The sequence below is a fragment of the Vibrio sp. NFR genome (assembly GCF_027587095.1).
Classification (GTDB): domain Bacteria; phylum Pseudomonadota; class Gammaproteobacteria; order Enterobacterales; family Vibrionaceae; genus Vibrio; species Vibrio harveyi.
This window is the reverse complement of record NZ_JAPPTN010000005.1, coordinates 338,833-361,235: the sequence shown is the minus strand read 5'-3', so window position 1 is coordinate 361,235 and position 22,403 is coordinate 338,833. Positions and strand designations below refer to the sequence as shown.

Genomic DNA, 22,403 nt, shown 5'->3' with positions numbered 1-22,403 from the left:
CAATTGAATGTCCATTGCTACTTCGCGCAATGGACAATAGCAAGGTTATTCTTGGTTATTTACTGGGTTAGCGTAACTTGCAACCAAGTAACTGTGCGCACCTGTCGGTAGCTGTTCAAGTTTCTCTTGCAACTGAGATTTTACTGACTCAGTGATCGATTCGTCTTCACGACCCGCAGCGAGCAAGTTGATAGGGAATACGCGGTAGTTATTGTGGATTTGGCGATCGATTTCGTTTGCCAACTCATCCGGCGTCTCGAACTCTTGATCGATCACATCGCCAAATGCGACATGCACTTTACCTTTGTAACCCACGATACCTTGGATGATGCTTTCAATATCTTCAAACTCACCTTTTTCATAACTGCCGTTCTCTGCTTTTTCATACAGTTCTTTAGCTTTTGCAATATCACAAGGGTCATTTTGGTAAGAGATAGAAACAGGCACAATCTTCAGTGAGCGAGTGTATTCACCAAAGCTGATTTTTTGCTTACGACCTTCAACATGGAACATCTTCAAGATTGCTGGGTCAGTGAAATCATTACCGTCTTTCGCACGACCTTCTTTTTGCGCAATCCAGATTGAGTTACCGGTATCTAAAGAGTGCTTGATATAGCCCGACAGTAGACCAAGCGCTTTCATCATTTCACGTGGTGCTTTCGCAGAACGTTTTACGATGAAGCTCTTGTTGAGCCTCATTAGCTCCGTCGCACAAGGTTTCTTAAGCAGGTTATCACCAATCGCAATACGCACTGTACGGTGGTCTGTTTGGTGTAAACCAAAGTTAACAAGCGCGGGGTCCATTGCGATATCGCGGTGATTAGAGACAAACAAGTACGATGTGTTCTTGTCGAGTTTGTCCAAACCAGAAAAAGTAACTCCGTCAGTAGTCGTATCTAGTGTGTCTTTAAGGTACTTCTTCACTTCTAGCTGAATGGCTTCCACAGAATCCAGTTTACTCCACTTCGCTTTTAAGTAGACACGGATAATCGGACTCATGAGTGTTTTGAACCACGCCGCTTTGTTTGCAAAACGGTGGTTTAAAATCGCACTGATAAACTCATCGTCTTTGATCAGGCGGTCCAGCGCAGCTGGAATTTCTTCGTCGTTGTATGGACGAATTTCAATATAAGGATCGTTATTGGCAGTCATTATTCAATTCATTTCAAAAAAAGCTGGCACATTTTACGCATTGTTTTGCCAACCCGCAGCATTTCAGACCATACTTTTAACATGGTCATACCAGTAGCATTACAATTTCTATTCGCAAAAAAATCTGTTATCCGGTTGGCAATTTAGGGGTTTAGCGTTACCCTTAGCGCCCCAAAAACTCTGGTATTCACAATGAACTACGCAATTGAATTTCACGACGCTAATTACCCTTTTCTTAATGTTGCTGCGCGTAAAAAAGCGCTAAAACACAGCTTACTATCAGTTGTGGAAGGTTTGGCGATCATTAAATTGGGTAAACATGAGTATGCCATTGAACCGGGTCAACACTTCTGGATTCCTCAGGGATGTTTGAGCTCCCTCACCTTTTTACCTAACACACGAGTAACTCGCTGTGACTTCTCTGTGCGCTTAACTGATGCATTTGCTCAACAAGCAGGCTACGTGAAACTACCAGTGTTATTGTCAGCGCTGATTGAAAAGTTGGTGATGACAAAAGCGCGCAGTGAACATCAACTCGACTTGCTAGCGGTTGTGAAACACGAAGTGCTAACACTCAAACCAATGCTTACCAGTTCAGCATTAACGGATTCTATCAATAAGTGGAAACCAGGCTGTGAATCTCAGATTTCCATTGAGCTTTGTCTAGTATTAACGCTTCGAGAAGCACGCAAGATGAAGTTATCCGGCAAAAAACAAGCGGATATCGTTGCGAAGCTATTTAACGACAATGAAGAAGAATACGAACAGCTTTGCTTTTTGGTGTTTGGGGAAACGCTATAAAGGGTAAGTCGCAATAGAATACAAAAAGGACGCATCAATGTGCGCCCTTTTTATTTTGATTCGAATATTAAAACGGTACTTCGATCTGCATCATCCAATCAGCGTCGTAGTATTCATGCCAGCGGTAATCAACACGCATTCGTGGTTCACTGCCATTCTTGTCACCAAAGCCGATGCTGAACATTAAGCCATGACTTCTCAGCCACTCTTCTGTACTCATTTTGGCTTCATCATCACGCAGTTCTTCTGGCATCCATAACCCGAGCCCAAAATAGTTACTATCTAAATTTTGAGTAAGTATTGGAGAGTCTTCAGACTTGAACGCCCATTGATCCCAGTAACTTTCTGTCGGACCTTCTATCTGTTTTTCTGCGGTATACCAATTGAGCGTATCGATACTAAGAACGCCAACACTGTCAAAGATGTCTTCACAAACTGGCATGGTGTTATCAGCAAATACAACGGAACGATCAGATAAATAGTTACATGCGGAACTCGCCTGTGTTGCCACAAGCATTGCGCATGCACTAAGTACGACGATTCTGACCATGAAAACCTGACCTCTCAGTTCTCAGATTAAGATTGTTTATATAAGCCTTCGCTTAGCAATAATTCACTGACCGTTGATGTTGTATACCCGCTAATATCGTTACCTTCGAGCAATGCATTGCGAATATCGGTGCTCCTGATTTTCACTCTCTCAGGGCATGCCATCACAGTCCAACGTTCCGTAATTTCTTCTGCTTTGTAAAATTTAGCAAATTTGAAGAAATTATCAGGACCAATGACAAAAGTTATATCGGCTTGCGTGTGGATTTCTTGAATTTTTTCTAATAACGCAAAAGTCGTCACACTTTGTCCTGGTTGGTACAAAGTTTGCTCAAGGTCTGAGCGTTGAACATTAGAAAGCCCCATGTCTTTAATAAAGGCATCAACCAGTTTGCACCGAATTGGGTAATCCAACATATTTTTGCCCCAAGCGTGTGCAATGCTTGGTTCTAATAGCACAAGATCAAAGTGGCTCAGTGACTCGATCACGCTCTTGTGACCTAAGCTTGGTGGGTTAAATGCGCTGCCAAAAACGGCGATTTTTTTCATATCCGGTGATTACCTGGTTGAAGAGAGTTTTCTAATCCGATGAATTCGGTATGATACTACTAATCTTTAGAGCTTTTTGACACTAAAGCGACGTTTATAGACATCAACTGCATGGTTTATCGCCATTTGTGAACTATAAACGCCTGCGACAGTATGAATTTATTCACACTCACTTGGTGTCGTACATATTTGCAGGAAAAGGAACCCTAAATGGAACAATCCATCCGCGATGAAATGCGAGTACTCCCTTCTATCGATCCGCATTTCGAAATTGAACGCCGTGTCGCTTTTATTAAGCGTAAATTGCAAGAAGCAGGCTGTAAGTCTCTTGTTCTTGGCATTAGCGGTGGCGTTGACTCAACGACATGTGGTCGCTTGGCTCAACTGGCTGTAGACCAACTAAACGAAGAAGCTGGTGACAACAACTACCAGTTTATCGCTGTTCGTTTGCCTTATGGCGAACAAAAAGACGAAGATGAAGCACAGCTCGCACTTTCTTTCATCCAACCAACGCACTCTGTATCGGTAAACATTAAAGCTGGTGTCGATGGTCTCCATGCTGCTTCTCACATCGCACTTGAAGGAACAGACCTTCTTCCAACGGATGCTGCAAAAGTGGACTTCGTGAAGGGTAACGTAAAAGCGCGTGCACGCATGGTCGCTCAATACGAAATCGCTGGTTACGTTGGTGGCTTGGTTCTTGGTACTGATCACTCAGCAGAAAACATCACTGGTTTTTACACTAAGTTCGGTGATGGCGCGTGCGATATGGCCCCACTATTCGGCTTGAGCAAACGTCAAGTTCGCGAAGTTGCAGCAACATTGGGTGCGCCTGAGCAACTCGTGAAGAAAGTACCAACGGCAGACTTAGAAGAGCTTGATCCTCAAAAAGCTGATGAAGATGCACTGAGTTTAACTTACGAACAAATCGATGACTTCCTAGAAGGCAAGCCAGTATCTCAAGAAGTCAGCGATCGCCTTGTGGCTATCTACAAAATGACTCAGCACAAGCGTCAGCCGATCCCAACGATCTACGACTAAATCACGATTGTGCACATCAACGATTCGTTTTTAAATCGTTCTGCTATAGATAAAAACGCCGCTAATTTAGCGGCTTTTTTGTTTGCTTGTTACAAGCAGTGTTTATGCTCAGCAACGTTAGTCTGTTAGCGTCACATCCGTTTCCGGAATAGCACAACACGCGAGCACTTTCCCCATCGCGCGCTCTTCTGCGCTCAGTGCAGGCACGTCAGGATGCTCTACCTGTCCTGATTCTAATTGAACCTTACAAGCACCACACAAGCCCGCACGACAACTATTGGTAATACTTTGACCGGCATTCTCAACTTGTTCAAGTAACGTTTGTTGGTTGTTACCCATCAACTTAAAGCCGTTGAATTCAATCTCAACACTTTTCTCTGGCTTAGCTTTTGTCGCTGCAACACCAAATGCTTCTTGATGATAATTGCCTTCTGGGAGCCCCTTCTTAAGCAATAGGTTTTTCGCCTTTTGCATAAAGCCGTCAGGACCACAAACAAACACTTGGCGCTGTTCAACATCTTTGATCTGTTTTATGTGAGATAGACTGATTCGCCCCTTAAGACCAAACCAATCTATCGCAGGTTGCGTTAAGCAGATCTTTACATCCAACCCCGGGTGTTGGCGCTTTAACTCGTTTAACTCATCTTTGCATGGAATATCAATCTCGCTGCTGCACTGATGGTAGAACACCACATCATCGAGTTGGTTGTGATCAGCCAAGTAACGAACCATCGACAGCATTGGTGTTACGCCGCTACCAGCAGACAACAGCAATAGAGGCTGAACAGAATGCTCTTTTAGATGAAATTGGCCATCTGGCGTTTCCGCTTCCAGAACATCCCCCACTTGTAGGTTGTCAAGCAAAGCATTGGATACGCGCCCACCAGAAACACGTTTCACCGAAATTGCGTAGCGTCCCGGGCGAGACGGGCTAGATGACAGCGTATAACGACGCCCTACTTTCTTACCGTCTATATCCACTTCAATAGGTAAATGCTGTCCCGGTAAGTACGTTGGTAATTGACCTTTGCTTGGCTCAAGCCACAAGGTGACAAAGTCGCGTGCGATTTCTTCTCGTTCGACACAAGTTAGCGTCATTCGCTGAGGAGAGTTGTCTGGATAGAACTCTGGCTCTTTGTATTCCAGCACTTCAACTTTGTCACCAGAACGAATAATGCCTTCGTTCAGAGCAACAAGGTTTTGACCGAAGAACACGCCCCCACGCTCGTTTGCACGAAACTCTTGCAATGTCTTCAGTGGTTCTTTGCTTTCTCGAAATGTGCCTCGCTGAGTATTAACGGTAGTTAGAATACATCGCTCACATGGTTTTACTGATTCAAATTCCACTTCGCCAATGCGAATACGCTTCCATGAGTCTTCTTCAAATGGCTTGGTATCAGATACCACAAGGTTGGTTCGGAATTGATCCATTGAGTGCAGCTCAGAGCTTCTGCGGTTTAATTCTTCCAGTGATGCCTCACTGATGACAAGTACTGGGTAGCCATCGGCAAAGCTGACGTTGTGACCCAGTTTCTCTCTTATGCGATTTGATTGCTCACCAGTAAAAAGTAACTCGACGCGAAGACCTAATACTTTGCTAAACCAATCATCCGCTTCATCCGTGGTGGTATATGCCGTAAAACTGTCTTTCCAAACCGTTGCAGGTGCTTCCTGCATTTTGAAATCTTGATAGCGAATCTTTAGTGGCTCTTCGCCAAGACTGGTAAACACCACTCCGTCTGGCAACAGCGCGGACTTGATGGTCACCATTTGAGGGAATTTTCGAGCTGTCACCATTGAGCCATCTGACGTCGCAATCATAAATCGACGATCAAAACTCAATCCTTGTTTTTCTACCCAAGCGGAAGATAACGCAACGCCTCCGACGGATTTGACTGGAAAAACATTAATTTGGGACAAAACTGATTGCGACATAGCCTTCTTCCTACAGGTACTTTCTCATTATTGGACTATCATATCCTTATAACAGTTATGACCCAAGCCTCTATAAAATATCGATTTATAACCGCACTTTCGTCAGTCACCCGATATGACGCTTGCTTTGCAGGTGGAAGAACTTCTTCTTATGAATGGAGTCCCATAAATTTGCATAGTATTGACGAAACTAGGATTGCCAAGATGTGATATTGAGCACATAATTCGCCAACTTTTTGACACTATAGATAATCTATCCGGAGCATAGACCATGGATACTAATAAACTGATTCTAATTCTACTTTGTATCTTCCTTCCACCAGTGGCGGTTTACATGGAAAAAGGTCTAGAGAAAGACTTCTTCATCAACCTAATCCTGACTTTCTTCTTCTTCCTACCCGGCACAATTCACGCGCTTTGGTTGACGATGAAGTAACCAACTGAGCTCCTACCGTAAAGAAATGTGAAAAATGGGGTGAAATAGAACTGCAATTCCTCTATCATCCTGTCGCCTAAGCGCAAGCGTTTGCTCTTGAGGTAAATGCAGCGTTTAGGCTCCAAACATAACTTTTTAATGGTGGGAGCAATTAATGACAACACTGACTATTACTCGTCCTGACGATTGGCACGTTCACTTACGCGATGGTGAAGTTCTAAAAGATACCGTTCGCGATATTAGCCGTTATAACGGCCGTGCGCTGATCATGCCAAACACCGTCCCACCAGTGACCAATACTGAAATGGCATTAGCCTACCGTGATCGAATCCTTGCTGAGCAACACGGCGAGCAATTCGAACCTCTGATGGCACTATACCTGACAGACAACACCACGCCAGATGAAATCCGCAAAGCCAAAGCAACAGGCAAAATTGTCGCAGCAAAGCTTTACCCAGCAGGTGCAACCACCAACTCTGATTCTGGCGTAACCGATGCAAAGAACATCTACCACGTTTTTGAAGCGATGGAAGAAGTTGGCATGCTGCTTTTGGTTCATGGAGAAGTGACTCACAACCACGTTGATATTTTTGACCGTGAGAAGGAATTCCTAGACACGGTTCTTGCTCCTATCGTTAACGACTTCCCTAACCTAAAAATCGTTCTTGAACACATCACGACGGCGGATGCCGCAAACTTCGTTAAGAACGCTTCTGATAACGTCGCAGCAACCATCACTGCTCACCACCTGCTGTTCAACCGCAACCACATGCTAGTCGGTGGCATTAAGCCTCACTTCTACTGCCTGCCAATCCTTAAGCGCAATACCCACCAACAAGCGCTTATCGAAGCAGCAACAGGCGGTAGCAAGAAATTCTTCCTAGGTACAGATTCAGCGCCGCACGCAAAAGGCGCAAAAGAATCAGCTTGTGGTTGTGCAGGTTCTTATACCGCACACGCAGCACTAGAACTTTATGCAGAAGTGTTTGAGAATGAAGGCAAACTAGAAAACCTAGAAGCATTCGCAAGCTTAAATGGTCCTGATTTTTACGGCATCGCTCGCAACTCAGACACAGTAACACTAGAAAAAGCAGCTTGGGATGTACCAGAAACGATGCCGTTTGGTAGCGACATCGTTGTGCCAATTCGTGCAAATGAAAAGATTGAGTGGGAAGTGAAGTAATCATCTCCACGAAATAAAAATGGGTCATGCCACCATATTCGATATGGAAACGCATGACCCTTTTCTTTTGGCTCCTATAAAGCCTTATGTCTACTGTCTACAGAGTAATTATTTACCACGAACTTTCTCTACTAAAGTCCAAGCTGCAACCACAACCAAGCCAGCGATGACACCAATCACACCATTAAGCAATGTCGGCACAATCGCCGTCGCAATCGTATGACCACGGAAATCCATAATGATCGGTTCAATCAGATGATGAATTGCAGGCACGTTATGGACAACAATACCGCCCCCAACAAGGAACATTGCCGCAGTACCCACCACAGCAAGCATCTTCATCAACTTAGGCGCAAACGCCACTAACGCTCCACCTAGCTTGGCTTTCAGTCCTTCACCATTTGATGTGCGTTCTAGGTAAAAACCTAAGTCATCAAGCTTAACGATGCCAGCGACTAAGCCGTAAACACCAATGGTCATCAATACCGCGATTAAGCTGACCACAAGAATTTGCGTTACGATGCTTGAGCCTGTCACCGTACCCAAAGCAATCACGATGATTTCTGCAGAGAGGATAAAGTCAGTACGAATCGCACCGGCGACCTTTCTCTTCTCGTACTCTTCAACCGATTCTCCGGTATTGAGCTCTTCTTTCTTCTCTTCATGTTGGTGCGCATGAGGAAAAAGCTTTTCTAAGACCTTCTCAGCCCCTTCAAAGCAAAGAAACAAACCACCAATGAGAAGTAATGGCATGATCAGCCAAGGAATGAAGGCACTGATCAACAACGCCGATGGCACTAGAATCAGTTTGTTTTTAAACGACCCTTTTGCCACCGCCCAAACCACCGGGATTTCTCGTTCTGACGCTACGCCAGACACCTGTTGCGCATTTAGCGCTAAATCGTCGCCCAGTACACCAGCGGTCTTTTTCGCCGCCATCTTAGACATCAACGCGACATCATCCAATACAGCTGCAATGTCATCCAACAGTGTTAGTAAACTTGCTCCAGCCATTTATTTATCTCTTTTATGGAATTGAATAAGTAACAAAATGTAACACCAATAAACTACTCAGCAAAGTTATGATTTCGCAAAGAATAAGGTCACAAATTGTGTTTTCTATTGCCGTGGCTTTGAGACAAGACTAGTCTTGTCTTACCTTTCACGCACACAAAAGAAAAAGTATAGATGAAAAGCGGATACACTTACCCAATTGGTACCCCAGGTCAGTCATGGGGTGAAGCAGAACGTAAAGCTTGGCGTGAGCAACGTGACGTAAAACGTAGCTACCAAGAAGAAGTCGTGACCAAAATTGATGCTCTTCGCGAGCGTTTTGATGTTGAGCAATACGGCGCACTCTCTTACGACGAAGCGCGCTTCCCTCTGTTTTGTATCAAGACTCGTAACTGGGATGCTGCAAAACCGGTTGTTTTAGTAACTGGCGGCGTACATGGCTACGAGACAAGTGGCGTACATGGTGCGCTGAAGTTTGTTGATACGCAGGCAGAGCGTTATGCAGAACACTTCAATATTGTCGTTGCACCATGTGTCAGCCCTTGGGGGTACGAGGTGATCAACCGCTGGAACCCAAATGCGATTGACCCAAACCGCTCTTTCTACGCAAATAGTCCTGCGGAAGAGTCAGCTAACTTGATTAAGCTTGTTGCGACCTTAGGTGATGTTCTAATGCACATCGACCTGCACGAAACCACCGATTCTGACGAGACCGAATTCCGCCCTGCACTTGCAGCACGTGATGGTCTTGAATACATCGAAGGCATGATCCCAGATGGTTTCTACACGGTGGGCGATACAGAAAACCCGCAACCTGAGTTCCAAAAAGCCGTCATCGAGTCAGTAGCGAAAGTAACGCACATTGCACCTGCTGACGATAAAGGCGAAATCATTGGTTCGCCAGTGGTGCAATTTGGTGTGATTAATTACCCAATGGTGAAACTGGGTCTGTGTGGCGGCGTCACCAACTGCACTTACGGCACTACAACAGAAGTTTACCCAGACAGCCCGAAAGTCACTGATGAAGAGTGTAACGACGCTCAAGTTGCAGCAGTTGTAGGTGGTTTAGATTACGTGCTTACTCAGCTATAACAAGCGGTTCTTATATTGCTCCGGTGTAATGCCGGAGTATTTCTTAAACATGGCGATAAAAGGACTGGCCTGGTTGTAACCCAATGTCAACGCTACCTCTTTTACTGTTTGCCCCTTCCTTAACAACTCCATCGAATGCAAGTAACGCACTCGCAATCGCCACTCGGTAAAACTCATCCCTAACTCACTTTGGCAATGGCGAGCTAAAGTGCGCTCCGTGGTATGAACCTTTTCCGCCCATTCCCCCAAGCTAATTTCATCAGTTGGCGCTTCTTCGACGGCTTTAAGAATTGGCTCCAGATATTTGTTGTCTGTGGTTGGCAAAAAGTGATGTTCGACTTCTTGTTTGGCTAGCTGATCCAACAAGACCTGAACGAGGCGTTTATCTTCTTCGCTCTTAGCAACATTAATATCACGCTGGCGAAAGTCTTCCACAATCGCCGAAACAATGGGCGTCACTTTGATCAAGCTCGTTTTGGATGGAAAGTGCTGAGTCAACTCTGGGTCGATATTTAACGAGCAGTATTCCAAAGGCTTACGATTATAACTGGTGTGACGGATCCCAGCCGGTACCCAAATCGCAAGATGCGGAGGCGCTAAGAAACGTGTGTCTTCCGCATCCATTTCTAGAATACCGCCACTGATCAGTTGAACTTGTCCCCACGGGTGGCTGTGAATGCGAGTTTCTGTATTCGACAAAAAGGCTTCAAAATTCATAAACACATCTGATGGTGCTCTGTCGATTGATAATGACGGATGAAGATTCCTTGTGCTCTTTTTCAAATTTGTCTTCCTATCGCTTACGATGTCTTTCCAGAGATACTTTTCATTATAAAGACCTGTCAGACTAGCGCCATTAATTATTCTGCGATGAGGTTCTCATGGTTTATTTGCTTCCGTTTTTTACTGTCATGATTTGGGGTGGGAATTCCATCGTAAATAAAATGGCAGCAAGTGCCATCGAACCTAGCGCAATGAGTTTCTACCGTTGGTTTGTTGCTATGGTACTTTTAACGCCATTTTGCTTACCAGCAGTGATCAAACAACGTCATGTGATTCGCCCATACTTGGCTAAATTGGCTTTCCTCGCACTATTAGGCATGGTGCTAAACCAATCCCTAGGTTATTACGCAGGGCTAACAACGACCGCTTCTAATATGGCACTGATTACGTCTCTCGTTCCTTTGATCAGTGTTTTCTTGAGTGTACCTTTACTTGGCAAATCGATTTCCATGCTGAGCGTGGCTGGTGGTGTGATTTCATTAGGCGGCTTGGCGTTTATGTTAGGGCACGGCGATATCACCTACTTCCTGCATCAAGATATGACGCAAGGTGACAGCTTGATGCTGCTGGCTGCGCTTTGCTACGCAATTTATTGTGTGTTACTAAAACGCTGGAAGATGCCTTTCAACAGTATGACTTTGGTTTACATGCAAGGCTTTTTCTCATTGGTTATGCTTGCGCCATTGTGGCTAAGCAGCGATCAACTTCTACCAAGCCAAAGCGCATTACCTTTAATTGCTTACGCTGGTATTGCCGCGTCTATCTTTGCTCCATTGATGTGGGTAAAAGCGATTGACTTGATTGGTGCTGACTCAAGTGCCATGTTCATGAACCTGATGCCTGTGGTTTCGGTAGCTCTCGCTTCAACCATGCTCGGCGAAGAAGTTCATGTTTACCACATCATTGGCGGTATGTTGGTTATCTCTGGCGTTATCTTGTCGCAAATTAAAGTACGTAGAAAAGGCAAAGTCATCGACCCAGAAGCTCAAACTGCAACGAGCTCATAGCAACTAAAAAGAAAAGAGCCATGATGGCTCTTTTCTTTTTGCTTTCATTTGGATTAAAGGGCTTCAGCCTGCTGTTCCAATTCTTTGCTTGTCTTTTGGCTCACAAACTCTTTATATAGCGCCGCTTTATCCGTTGGATCAATATCCGTTCCTGCCGTTACAGCAGAGTTAAACATCTTTTCTGATTCAATCTTTGGCATGACTACTAGCGCACAAATTTGCTCTACACCACCAATTTCAACCAGTGATACTTGCTCAACTTGGCTCTTTTGAATTGAAGTATTAGTTATTTGCTTAGCGATTTGCTCAAAAGATGTGCCAGAGGTTTGACCGTCAACTGAGCTATCAATTTTTTGATAGTTCTTCTCTAACACACTGACTTTAATATCAAGGTTTTGCGCAAGCGTGTTACGTGCTAGAGAGATAGCGTGGTTACGATCAACAGAAAAGTTACCTGACGCCGTAACACAGTTTGACGCTGCAAAGCCATTCGCTGAAGTTGGGTTTAGTACCCAGCTAGGCACATTGCTGCCTTTGTTGGTTTCCACTTTCGCCGTGTTTTCAGAACCACTTTGACTCGCACAGCCAGATAAGATCACTGCGCTGATTGCAGCGGTAAGAATTTGATATTTCATCTTCAATTCCTTTTAGATAATTGAGTTGGACTGCGCATGATAGGTTTTCATTCTATCGTTGACCTTTTTGAGATATTTGCGAGTCTCGTTATAAGGTAAGTTCTTGATAAGGTGCTCATATACTTCATCAGAACTCATGGTATTGATTTTCTTAATCGCACTAGAAACACGTCGCTCACCAAATGCTTTGGCCACATTACCTGACCCGGTGTTGTAAGCCGCGATCACACTGTAAGTCGCACTTTGTGGGTCTTTAATGCCTTTTAGGTATCGACTCTGAAGAATTTTTAGATACGCCGTGCCAGTTTCGATATTCAAATTGGGATCGTATAAGTCATTCGCTTTCATCGGCTTATCTTTACCGCGATATAGCTTATTCACGTCATGACCAGCGGTTGTCGGCACGATTTGCATCAGCCCATATGCGGGCACATGAGATTTTGCTTTCGGGTTGAAATGCGACTCTTCGTGCATGATTGCCAAAACAAGTGCAGGCGGTAGTTCTCGCTTTGCACTTTCTTGTTGAATCGCAGGAAGGTACTGATTAGCGCGGTTCGCCAGTGATGATTTTGGAATCTTGACCTTATACTCAACAATCTTTTTAGGCTGTTGCTTTAGCTGCTTTTCTTGCAGAGCTAATTCTTGCTTCACAGCAGCAATGCGTTTTTCTTCCAGCTTCACCATTTGTTGTTTTTGCTGAACAATCACTTGCTCTTGCTTTTGTTCACTTAACACCGCACTTTTCTCAGCAGCAAAGATGTCAAGTTGACTCATTTGGCGCTCAGTTTGCGCCTCAATCTCTTTCTTCACCTCTTCGAAAGTCTTTGGTTCTACTTTAATTTCCTCAACGAAAACCATTGTGGGCTCAGCTTTTTTAGGTTGAATTACACCAACTTCTTCAAACACCTTGGCGTTTTTCTCGATAACGGCATTGACGACTTCAGCTTCAACAACTGGAGCTTCGGCTTTTCCTTCTTCCGCAGGCGGTAAGTAGCTAACCGTAATCTCACCTTTCTCCAAATCAACAACGGTTCGTGCGTTATGTTGTTCGTCATAAACCACTACCACATCCGGAGAAGGTATTTTGGTGTCACCCCATTTTTGAATAGAGGCTTTCTGTTTTTTGTCCCAGTCCGCTAAGTAAGCTTGCTGCCATTGATTGAACTCTTGAATTTGGGCGGCATACCATTGCTCAAACTCATCCGTATCATCAGCGGTTAATTGTTCGATTTCTTGGTCCAGTTCAGCAAAAGGATCATTTGCAAAACTTGGTTGCATCACAATTAGGTTTAACAACGCAGCCAGTGCGCAATATTTCAATTTCATAAATTGAGTTACCGTAATTTGTTAAATCAGAAATAAGAAGACAGATCTCCGACACTCTCAGCTTGCTGCTCAAACATTTGATCTTCAATGTCTATCACTAAACGCTCGCATTCTTTGCTTGAGCACTGCTTTGCGATGAACAAGCTTTCCTCAAGTTCTCCTTGCTCAAACTGCCATTGAGCTAGCCAGTGCTTGATTTCACTGTTGGAAATTGCGGGAACATCGACATACTGTTGATAGTAATTTTCAGCTTTGGTCACGTCTGATTGAGATAAGAGCAAGGTGACTAAACCTGCAGCATCCATCGCAACGCTAGGTTCTTTGATGATCAACGGTAATATCGGCTTGATGTGCTGGTACTGCTTGGTTGAGTAATACGCAACGGCATAGTTCAGCGCTGTGGTTTGGAGATTGGTTTTGTAGCCAGTATCATTCACATTCGCACGGCACTGAGCTTGACTCTTACTCACTGAAGAAAACTGAATATTGGTCAGTTCGTAAGTTAGACTCGCAAAAGGCCACGAATCTAAAGTTTCACGAATGAAACCACCTTCAAGCAACTTGTCTTCGTATTTTTTGCGAAGCTCTAAACCGAGCCCTTTACGACACAATGACTTCATTTGTTTCGTGGTCAGTTCATGCTGTCTTTTCACTTCAACTGACACTTCTGCATCACTGGTTTTAAGCTCATAATCCGTGCCGTTGAACGACCAAGAATGAGAGTCGGAAGCAAAAACTGGTAGACCTAAAAGGCCTACCAGAACAAGCAAGTATCTGTGGTTACAGATCATTTGCGTTACTCACTTGACCAGATGGTCCTTGAGTATTGTTGCTTCCGTCAGTCAAACCGCCAGTTGTTGAAATTTTGTGGTCTGAGCTTGCGTTTTGACCTTCACGAACGCGCTTTTTGTTTTCTGCAGCGGCTTGCTTTGCCGTCGCCTCTAGAGAAGGGGCATAAACCGCAACGGCTAACATCCAGTCACCATCGCTACTCTTAAAGGTTTTAACGGAAACACCTGGAGGAACTTGACCCGCTGCAAATGACTTGTACGAATCAAAGCTCTTGATGTTGTTCATGAACGTGTGTTTGTCTTCTGCCAATACTTTCGCATCTGCTGGGTTAACGCTCTCAGGTGGGTACTCGAACTGTTCATTCTTCTCTAACTGGTTCTCTGTGAAACCACCTTCCCAGTAAACTTGTTCACCTTGCATTACTGCAATCAGACCGTTTCTCGCTTTTGCTTGCGCTTGAGATTTAGACATACCAAGCAGCTTGCGTTTCACGCTCTTATTCTTGTTGTCACGAATGATCGAAGAACCGAAACCAAGTACAAACGACTCGCCCGTTTCAGCGTTGGTAATCACTTTCGCACCAACAGGAGGCATCACACCCGCCTGCAGATCAGCGATGATTTGTTTGAAAATCACGTTTGGTTCTGTAGTCTGAGTCAGAGCGCCCACTTTACGCTTCGTTTGCTCACGTGTTTTCGGCGTTGAAATCAAACTAACACGAACTAGGTTTTCACTTGGATCATCATACACATCGAACGTCACGTAACCTGCCAACGCGCCTTTTACTGACTCAGCACAGTTATCGCTCATCATGCTTGTGGTGTTTGCCGCGCCTTCTGTCGCAGTATCAATCACATCCATGGTTTCGTTGATCGCTGTCGCACACATGTTGCTCATGCCTTCCATGTTTTCCACTAATTGCTTTTTCGCAATTTGGAAAGCTTTCATGTATGCACCACGCTTAGATAACAACGTCGCGTTACGGTTTTCGTAAGTTTCGTAGCTACCAGAACCCGTAGATAGAATACCGATACCCGAGCCAACTGCGATCATCTTAACGCCATCACCTTCGTCTTCGATCAGGCTTTGGTGAGCAACAAGTACCGCGGCTTTCGGGTCTGCCGCCACAACTAGATCACCCACCTCTTTTACGTCATCTGTATTTACAGCTTGTGTTTCAGAAGGTGCATCGGTTGCAGGAACGAGATCATTAAGGTCAAAATCTACATTTGCATGTGCAGAACCAAAGGCACTTGCTAGTACCAATGAAAGAAGTGTTTTTTTAAACATAAATATCCTGTAGAGGTCTTAAAGCACGTTGATTTGGTAATCGTTCAAAACACGTAGCTTGGACTGATAATTTGGCTGATGAATGCGCAACGTTGGCTGGATAAACTGAGCAAGGTCATTGGCGTTGTTTAATGAGCGAAGTCGGACAATAACCTTGCCAGAACGACTTTCAATCTTGATATCAGAAACGCCGTTAATCGCACTAAGCAAGGTATAAAGTTGACCTTGTTGACCCGCCGCTTTCGGCGTAAAGATCAATTCTCTAACCGGGCCACCACGCATTGCCATTTTTTGGACGGCGCTATGTAACGCTTGAGTCAGCATTTTCTGGTTTTGATCGACAGCCAAGTGCACTGACGCTAGTTCATTCAGCATCCCCTCTTTGTTAGGAAGGGTCATCAGTGTTGGATCGTTGTGCCAATTACCGTATTCATTACCCGCTCGGTCTAATAGCTTAGCCGCCAATTCCAACTGCAAGCCGGAAGGCGTCACTTTCTCTTTTTCTTGAACTTGAAGAATGATGGTTGCCTGCTCTGGAGTACCAGAGAGATCGAAGCCCATCTGAGCAAGAGAGCTACTGAACGTGGTTTGAACAACCGGAAGGTGCGCATCCACGTAAACGGCAGGTTGCCCTAAACTCTTGATAAGTTGAGCGATCTTAGCCTCAACCTTTTGGCGTTCAACAGACACATCGAGCGTCACGACAAGCACACCATTTGGTTTAGTTTGGCTAGAAATTTCGCTCCAACCAGTAATCATACCTTGCGATTGCATTGATAAGGATTGGACAGCCACATCATGCAAGTTAAAGTCATCACTGACCGCATTTGCCGACATGCTTGAATAGGTTTGCTGGAGGTAGCCAGATTTAACCATCACGCCCAAAACTTGGCTGATAGCACGACGAAATGCATCTTGCTCAGCCGCTTGGCGCGCACTTAAACCTTGCTTAGCGTTCGGGATACCCTCACCGATGACCACAACAGAAACCGTCGAGTCAGAACCCCAAACAATACCCTCGTCTGAGTCTTCTTCTGTTTGCGTTGGTGGCATAAGACGCACATTCACACAGGTATCATCGCCGTAGATCTCAGGTTGCCCAAAATCCGCAGTGATCATCCCTCTCTCGATTCCAGTTACCAACATTTCTCGAGCAGCTTGATTAAACTGTTCGTTGAGTAATTCGGAATCTTCAGAAGATAAAGAAAGTGAAACCTGCCCATTTAAAAACAGTCGCAGGTTATTGATCGCATCCGCTTTCGCCCCCTCTATCGCTAACGCACCACGACCATAGGCGCACCCCTGCTCAACAAGAGCCAGTGTTGACTGGCTCTTATCAAGTTCAAGCGCAGCTGCAGGTGCAGCCGAAAGCAATCCACCGAGGGTAAGACTAAGACTTATCCCTTTTGCGCCCATGTGCTGCGTTCCTTCATGAATTCCATCGGGACACCGACGCTAACTGCAAAGATTCGACGCTGACGATCTGGACGGTAAATACCCTGCTCAGCTTCGTCTTTCACTTGTTCAGCAAGCTTACTGTCTTTCCAGCGTACGATTTTGCCTTGAGCACTTTGTTGGCTAGGGTTAACCGTCGCCACACCGATTGGCTCAACAAAACCTGCACTGTACTCAAATACAACCATGGTTTCATTTGGTAATACACCAGCATTTTGACCACGATCTAGCGAGATTCGGTCGCCTTTAATGCCCATAACTTGTGCTGTTGCTGGCATCTCTTTTAGCAGACGAGTCAACATGATATCGAAACCACGTGACGCCATTTCGTTCATCACAGAATCAACGTCTTTACTACTGGTGTAGTTAAAACCGCGGTAGTAGTCACCATTTGCGATTACGGTTGTGAAGCTTTCCTTATCACGAACATCAAAGTTAGAAACGCGGATCTTACCGATATTCGGGTAGCTCAGCTTTTCACGAGTGTACGGGTCAATAACACCCGTCGTCATTTCCATTGATGTTTGGAATAAAGACTGCGTAGAACCAAAGAGCATATCGCCAGTTTTAAGCACGTCGACCTTCATGATGTAGTCCGTCGATAACTTGTCACGACCACTCATTTTTTGTGCGACTTTTGCTGCACCTTCATCGGCAAGAATCTCTTCCATCGCCGCGTTTACTGACTTAGTGTCACGCGTCAAGATACGGAAACGGTTCACACCCGCAAATTGGTTTTCTAACGTGTTCTCAAGCGCTTTCGTTTCGAACTTACCAATACTTGAATGCATTGCATTGAATACATCGGCAGATTTGCCTTGAAGGTTCTCGCTAACGTCAGTTTGAACGTCACCGAAGTAAAGGCGAATAGTCTTTTTAGCTAACGGACAACGGCTGTCTTTCTCGTTTGCTTCGTAAGTACAGAATTGAAGACCTTGAGTGTTGAAGTATGCTGGAACTTCGATGTCACTGTTGGTGAATTCAAACGCTGACTTACCAATGATTAAAGACGAATTGCCTGCGTTACTCTCAACTGCGTAAGTTTGTTGGCTGGGCGTGCTATTACACCCAGCCAAAACAAGACCAGCAGCGACAAGTGTTGCGATCTTTGAATATTTCATTACGACTTAACTTTCTCTGCTAAAACTTTGTCTAGGTTCTCTAGTTGCTCGATTGTGTTTTGGTCTAGAGAAATCATGTCGTTTGCGTCGTAAACAAGAAGAGAACGTGCTTTCATCTCGTTGTAAGCTTCAACAACTGGCACTTCTTCTTTTGCTTCTGCATCCGCTTCGCCTTCTTCTTCAGACTCGTTCGATAGGAAAGAAAGTGCGTTGCCTAAACCCGCCATTGCAGAATCTTGCGCAATTACTGCCGCGTTGTCTGAAGCAATAATTGCAATTTCAGCCGCCTCAAGCGCGATGTCTTTCGCTAGCTCAACGTTCTTGTCAAAGATTGAATCAGACGCCGCTTTGTACGCTTCAACTTGTGGGCGAATTTTCTTGTTTTCAGCTTTGCCTTCATCGAATTCATTCATCGCAACAAGAAGCTCTTCGTCACTCTTATCAGCATTGATCTTTAGGAAACCTGCTACGTCTGCATGCTTGTCTGCTAGTGTACGGTAGTCTTGGAATACAGCACATTGACGCTCTTGAATCGACACCATCACTTTAGATACTTTGTCTACAGCGTAAGATACTGGTGTGTACTCAGAGCCTAGCTCAGTACAAGATTTAACAAGAGCTGCACTCATTTCGTTGCGGTCAACCGTCGCAGACTCCATACCTGGCATTGAAGAACAACCTGCTAGTGCGGTAGCAAATAGAGAAGCCATGACTGTTTTTTTAAACATTTCTGTATCCTTTAGATCAATACTGAATAGATAGATTTATTAGTAAGCTTTTTAATTATTTTTTGCTCAGCAGCGTGTTTTGCCGCCGCAGAGCTAGCTTGGGATTTACCTAACACGGTGATCACTTTTTGGGTCACCATATGAGATGAATTTGAATCGAAGACTTTAAGTTGAATACTTTGCTTGGCGACAAAGTCTTTCCCTTGTCGTCCCTGCTGGGATTTCGTCTTGATATAAACGGAGATGCCACCATGATTCGACGCAAATGCGTGATGTGATAGCAACTCGTGAATTTGATGAGAAAAAGCATCATTCGATGCGACAAACGAAATCGAGAGCATTTCTCTCTTCGCGTTCATCGTTTCGCTAATCTGTAGGTGTTGTGCACGGTATGACTGTGCAGCATCGGAATCTAAAATACCAAGCACATCGAGCTGAACGGCACTTTTCGTCATTAGCTCTTCAGCATGAAAGTAGTCCTTCACACCACGCCAGTTGTTGTTGAGATTTTTAAGTTTTATCGCAGCCGTTTGGTACGAGACCGTCAAATCATGCTCAACCTGTTTCTGCCAGGTTTTCTTACTCAGCCGATAGCGATACTCACAACCTTTCTCGCCACATTCATGACTTAAAACTTCCAAGTGAGGGATTTCAATTGGAAGTGAATGTATGGATGAATCCTGAGAAAAAGAGGAGTCGACACCATGGGAAGTCTTAACAATAGATGACTTTTCATTCACTTCGATAACACTAATCAAGTTAAGTGCCAATTGCTTCTTAGCATCTTTTAGAGCTACATGTTCAGCGTCACCAAACCCTGAAGCATACAGATACCCAGAGTCCACCCCTGCATATATCTTTATACTAATTAGTGAGATAGCTAAACTAAGACTTAAAACACGGAACAAGAGACTAACCATAAAGTGTTATTTAAAAACGGGCAGAACCATACGAAATAATTAAACCGTATGCAATTGAGCAAACAATCACCAAACAGCATTCCGAATGAATATTTATTCACAAATGAAATTATGTGATATTCATTCCACAATTACAGATCCTTACACAACCCTTACAAACAAAGACACATCATTCTCAAAAGTAAGATAACCAACAAAACAGATATTCAATTAATTGAATTAGTGCGCTTTTTATCAATAGTGTATTTTTTTAATAAGTGTGACTTATGTTTTATCTATAAAATGATAAAACTCGATTTTTGAAGGATTTTTAGCCAGCTTTCGGATTGCTTAATCCAACTCGAAGCGACACTGATGTGATAAATGTTTTGCTGACGTATTTAAGAGTCGTTGCATTGCTGTTACATTGAAGCTAAACAACGCACAAAGGAATGACAGATGAGCAGTGGTCAAAGAGACATTACCCTTCGTTTTCTTGCAGAACCTGGAGACGTAAACTTCGGTGGCAAAGTACACGGCGGCGCCGTAATGAAGTGGATCGATTTAGCAGCTTACGCATGCAGTGCAGCTTGGAGTGGAAAATACTGCATTACCGCGTACGCAGGTGGTATTCGCTTTGTCGCCCCAATTCATGTTGGGAATTTAGTCGAGGTCAGTGCCAAGGTCATTTATACGGGGCGCAGTTCAATGCACATTGCTATTGATGTACAAGCCAGCGATCCAAAAGAATTGAAAAACCGCCTTACAACACATTGCATCGTCATCATGGTTGCGGTTGACGAAGACGGAAAGCCAACTGATGTTCCTAAGTGGAAACCGGAGTCTGAAGAAGATAAAGCGCTCGAACAATCGGCTATTCGCCTAATGAATATGCGCAAGCAGATTGGCGAAGAAATGGAAGCTCACGTCAAATATCTCAAATAAATCAACTTATATACCCAAGTGTCCTCCAGACACTTGGGTGTACCCGTGAAGTAATGTCATGGTTCTGTCATTCACTTCATGCCAGGTTCAAATTGTCATAAATCTTTCACTTTGATTTGGTTAAATCCACCCACAATTTTGGTGTTGGGTAGAGTTTGGATCTTGAGCTTAAAAAAGACCACGTTAAGTGAAAATACATTAACCAATTTAAAAGCGGTCGAATATCAGTGGGTCAGAACCATGTATGTCGAAGGCTACAACGAAGAAGAAATTAACCATTACATACAAACTTGTTTTGGTGGTGACTCAACTTTTGCCGATCTATTCCGCCGTGTTGCTCTACAGCAAGAAAGTTTATATACCTTACTTCAATATGTAGGCTGTGCTCCCTCTAGCCGCGAGTTTTAACGCTTTCTCAGCAAATCCAGCCCCTTCCCTCTAAATACGCTTAAATTAATTCTGTGAAGTGATACGCAGGGCATTCTGATGTCACTGTGTAATCCATTGCAAACTGGTTAGTCTGTATCGGAAACAAGAAAGCATAGAGATTCTACGGGTATAAAAAAACCTGAGTCGAGACTCAGGTTATGGTTACAAGAAACTGTTAGTGATTAAAGCGTAAGGAACTAAGCTAACAGCCAGCTATGCGTAACGCCAATAAAGCCTGATATTACTGATCGGCGGCCAAACCAAAAGCGTAATATCGATGCTAAATATAAGGGCGACCATTTGGTCGCCCTTTTCTAGTTATTCTTTTCTCTCAGAGACCAACTGAGATTATCCTTTCACACCACCAGCTGTCAGACCACCGACTAACCAGCGTTGTGCAAGCAAGAATACGATTGTAATTGGTAGTGCAGACAATACTGCTGCAGCTGCGAAATCACCCCATAGATAGTTCTGCGGGTATAGGTACTGCTGCATACCAACTGCTAGTGTGTAGGAGTTTACATCAGAAAGTAGTAGAGATGCTACCGGTACCTCACCTACAACACCGATAAATGACAAGATGAACACTACAGCTAGAATTGGCACAGATAGTGGTAGTAGTACCAAACGGAACGCTTGCCATGGCGTAGCACCATCCAATGCCGCGGCCTCTTCTAGCGAGTTATCAATCGTCTCAAAGTAACCTTTAATGGTCCACACGTGCAGTGCAATACCACCTAGGTAAGAGAAGATCAAACCACCGTGCGTGTTTAACCCCAGGAACGGAATGTACTGGCCTAGTTTGTCAAACAATGCGTAAAGAGCCACAAGCGCAAGTACCGCCGGGAACATTTGGAAGATCATCATCGCTTTCAAGATGGTGTTCTTACCTTTGAAGCGTAGACGTGCAAACGCGTAAGCCGAAGTTGTTGACAGTGCCACGATAAGGATTGACGTGATACCCGCAACTTTTACTGAGTTCCAAAGCCAAGTTAGTACTGGGAATGGAGGCGGTGTTACAGAACCATCTGCATTTGTTACCGAGAAGCCTAGTGCTAACTTCCAGTGCTCTAACGATGGGTTGTCTGGAATCAGACTACCCGTTGCAAAGTTACCCTCACGGAATGAGATCGCAATGATCATCAGCAGTGGGAAAATAATCAGTGACAGGAAAGCCCAAAGAGCAATATGGGTCGCCCATACACGGTACTTTAAAGATTTACCTTGTACTATAGCCATGG

The 22,403-nt window shown here is 44.4% G+C and carries 23 protein-coding genes; 8 read left to right on the top strand and 15 right to left on the bottom strand.

Features of this window, described 5'->3' with window-relative positions; translation table 11 throughout:
* Nucleotides 1–45: 45 nt before the first annotated feature.
* Nucleotides 46–1,152 (bottom strand): 1-acyl-sn-glycerol-3-phosphate acyltransferase, encoded by a 1,107-nt coding sequence (locus OH463_RS12415; RefSeq protein WP_005453443.1) that lies wholly within the window; start codon nt 1,150–1,152, stop codon nt 46–48.
* A 192-nt stretch (nt 1,153–1,344) separates the two neighbouring features.
* Between OH463_RS12415 and OH463_RS12410 the strand changes: the two genes are divergently transcribed.
* Entirely contained in the window at nt 1,345–1,953 is a 609-nt protein-coding gene (locus OH463_RS12410) for a hypothetical protein (RefSeq protein WP_005453442.1), read from the top strand.
* Between the two features lie 67 nt (nt 1,954–2,020).
* Here OH463_RS12410 and OH463_RS12405 read toward each other — a convergent pair whose 3' ends face one another.
* Nucleotides 2,021–2,503, bottom strand: coding sequence for a hypothetical protein (locus OH463_RS12405; RefSeq protein ID WP_005453441.1), 483 nt, complete (start codon nt 2,501–2,503; stop codon nt 2,021–2,023).
* Nucleotides 2,504–2,529: 26 nt separating this feature from the next.
* Entirely contained in the window at nt 2,530–3,051 is a 522-nt protein-coding gene (locus OH463_RS12400) for a nicotinate-nicotinamide nucleotide adenylyltransferase (protein WP_009697132.1), read from the bottom strand.
* Nucleotides 3,052–3,261: 210 nt separating this feature from the next.
* Here OH463_RS12400 and nadE point away from each other — a divergent pair, with 210 nt between their 5' ends.
* Nucleotides 3,262–4,092, top strand: a complete 831-nt coding sequence (nadE, locus tag OH463_RS12395; RefSeq protein ID WP_005453439.1) for an ammonia-dependent NAD(+) synthetase — start codon at nt 3,262–3,264, stop codon at nt 4,090–4,092.
* Nucleotides 4,093–4,209: 117 nt separating this feature from the next.
* Here nadE and OH463_RS12390 read toward each other — a convergent pair whose 3' ends face one another.
* On the bottom strand, nt 4,210–6,027 hold the full coding sequence (locus OH463_RS12390; protein WP_017819339.1) for a hybrid-cluster NAD(P)-dependent oxidoreductase: 1,818 nt from the start codon (nt 6,025–6,027) through the stop codon (nt 4,210–4,212).
* A gap of 271 nt (nt 6,028–6,298) precedes the next feature.
* Between OH463_RS12390 and OH463_RS12385 the strand changes: the two genes are divergently transcribed.
* Both OH463_RS12385 and pyrC read left to right on the top strand, forming a co-directional pair.
* The gene (locus OH463_RS12385; RefSeq protein WP_005453437.1) at nt 6,299–6,463 is read left to right on the top strand and encodes a YqaE/Pmp3 family membrane protein; all 165 of its coding nucleotides are present in this window, start codon (nt 6,299–6,301) and stop codon (nt 6,461–6,463) included.
* Nucleotides 6,464–6,617: 154 nt separating this feature from the next.
* Entirely contained in the window at nt 6,618–7,646 is a 1,029-nt protein-coding gene (pyrC, locus tag OH463_RS12380) for a dihydroorotase (RefSeq protein WP_005453436.1), read from the top strand.
* A 108-nt stretch (nt 7,647–7,754) separates the two neighbouring features.
* On the opposite strand, the gene OH463_RS12375 is transcribed toward pyrC, so the two are convergent.
* Nucleotides 7,755–8,660: a DUF808 domain-containing protein gene (locus OH463_RS12375; RefSeq protein ID WP_050933619.1), complete on the bottom strand. Its 906-nt coding sequence runs from the start codon at nt 8,658–8,660 to the stop codon at nt 7,755–7,757.
* A 174-nt stretch (nt 8,661–8,834) separates the two neighbouring features.
* On the opposite strand from OH463_RS12375, the gene OH463_RS12370 reads away from it, so the two are divergent.
* Nucleotides 8,835–9,752 carry a M14 family metallopeptidase gene (locus tag OH463_RS12370; protein WP_005453433.1) on the top strand — a complete coding sequence of 306 codons (918 nt, stop codon included), beginning with the start codon at nt 8,835–8,837 and terminating at the stop codon, nt 9,750–9,752.
* Here OH463_RS12370 and OH463_RS12365 read toward each other — a convergent pair.
* On the bottom strand, nt 9,747–10,535 hold the full coding sequence (locus OH463_RS12365) for an AraC family transcriptional regulator (protein WP_005453431.1): 789 nt from the start codon (nt 10,533–10,535) through the stop codon (nt 9,747–9,749). The genes OH463_RS12370 and OH463_RS12365 overlap by 6 nt on opposite strands.
* Before the next feature lie 98 nt (nt 10,536–10,633).
* On the opposite strand from OH463_RS12365, the gene OH463_RS12360 reads away from it, so the two are divergent.
* Nucleotides 10,634–11,542 (top strand): DMT family transporter, encoded by a 909-nt coding sequence (locus tag OH463_RS12360; RefSeq protein ID WP_009697137.1) that lies wholly within the window; start codon nt 10,634–10,636, stop codon nt 11,540–11,542.
* 53 nt (nt 11,543–11,595) lie between these two features.
* Here OH463_RS12360 and OH463_RS12355 read toward each other — a convergent pair whose 3' ends face one another.
* The 8 genes from OH463_RS12355 to OH463_RS12320 are packed head-to-tail and all read right to left on the bottom strand — an operon-like array spanning nt 11,596 to nt 19,797.
* Nucleotides 11,596–12,177, bottom strand: a complete 582-nt coding sequence (locus OH463_RS12355) for a hypothetical protein (protein ID WP_017819341.1) — start codon at nt 12,175–12,177, stop codon at nt 11,596–11,598.
* A 12-nt stretch (nt 12,178–12,189) separates the two neighbouring features.
* Entirely contained in the window at nt 12,190–13,503 is a 1,314-nt protein-coding gene (locus tag OH463_RS12350) for a transglycosylase SLT domain-containing protein (RefSeq protein ID WP_258456446.1), read from the bottom strand.
* Between the two features lie 26 nt (nt 13,504–13,529).
* Entirely contained in the window at nt 13,530–14,294 is a 765-nt protein-coding gene (locus OH463_RS12345) for a hypothetical protein (protein ID WP_069688102.1), read from the bottom strand.
* Entirely contained in the window at nt 14,284–15,585 is a 1,302-nt protein-coding gene (locus OH463_RS12340; RefSeq protein ID WP_005453420.1) for a hypothetical protein, read from the bottom strand. Before OH463_RS12340 ends, OH463_RS12345 begins: the two co-directional genes overlap by 11 nt.
* Before the next feature lie 18 nt (nt 15,586–15,603).
* Nucleotides 15,604–17,001: a hypothetical protein gene (locus OH463_RS12335; RefSeq protein ID WP_017188683.1), complete on the bottom strand. Its 1,398-nt coding sequence runs from the start codon at nt 16,999–17,001 to the stop codon at nt 15,604–15,606.
* Entirely contained in the window at nt 16,983–18,161 is a 1,179-nt protein-coding gene (locus OH463_RS12330; protein WP_017188682.1) for a hypothetical protein, read from the bottom strand. Before OH463_RS12330 ends, OH463_RS12335 begins: the two co-directional genes overlap by 19 nt.
* Entirely contained in the window at nt 18,161–18,889 is a 729-nt protein-coding gene (locus OH463_RS12325; RefSeq protein WP_009697141.1) for a hypothetical protein, read from the bottom strand. The genes OH463_RS12330 and OH463_RS12325 overlap by 1 nt, the downstream gene beginning before the upstream one ends.
* An 11-nt stretch (nt 18,890–18,900) precedes the next feature.
* The gene (locus OH463_RS12320) at nt 18,901–19,797 is read right to left on the bottom strand and encodes a hypothetical protein (RefSeq protein ID WP_269991355.1); all 897 of its coding nucleotides are present in this window, start codon (nt 19,795–19,797) and stop codon (nt 18,901–18,903) included.
* A gap of 450 nt (nt 19,798–20,247) precedes the next feature.
* Here OH463_RS12320 and OH463_RS12315 point away from each other — a divergent pair, with 450 nt between their 5' ends.
* Together OH463_RS12315 and OH463_RS12310 are read left to right on the top strand one after the other, a co-directional pair.
* Entirely contained in the window at nt 20,248–20,733 is a 486-nt protein-coding gene (locus OH463_RS12315) for an acyl-CoA thioesterase (RefSeq protein ID WP_005453411.1), read from the top strand.
* A gap of 162 nt (nt 20,734–20,895) precedes the next feature.
* Nucleotides 20,896–21,141 (top strand): hypothetical protein, encoded by a 246-nt coding sequence (locus OH463_RS12310; RefSeq protein ID WP_005453409.1) that lies wholly within the window; start codon nt 20,896–20,898, stop codon nt 21,139–21,141.
* Between the two features lie 369 nt (nt 21,142–21,510).
* Here the strand turns inward: OH463_RS12310 and malG are convergent, their stop codons facing one another.
* Nucleotides 21,511–22,401, bottom strand: coding sequence for a maltose ABC transporter permease MalG (malG, locus tag OH463_RS12305; protein ID WP_005432001.1), 891 nt, complete (start codon nt 22,399–22,401; stop codon nt 21,511–21,513).
* Between the last annotated feature and the right edge of the window lie 2 nt (nt 22,402–22,403).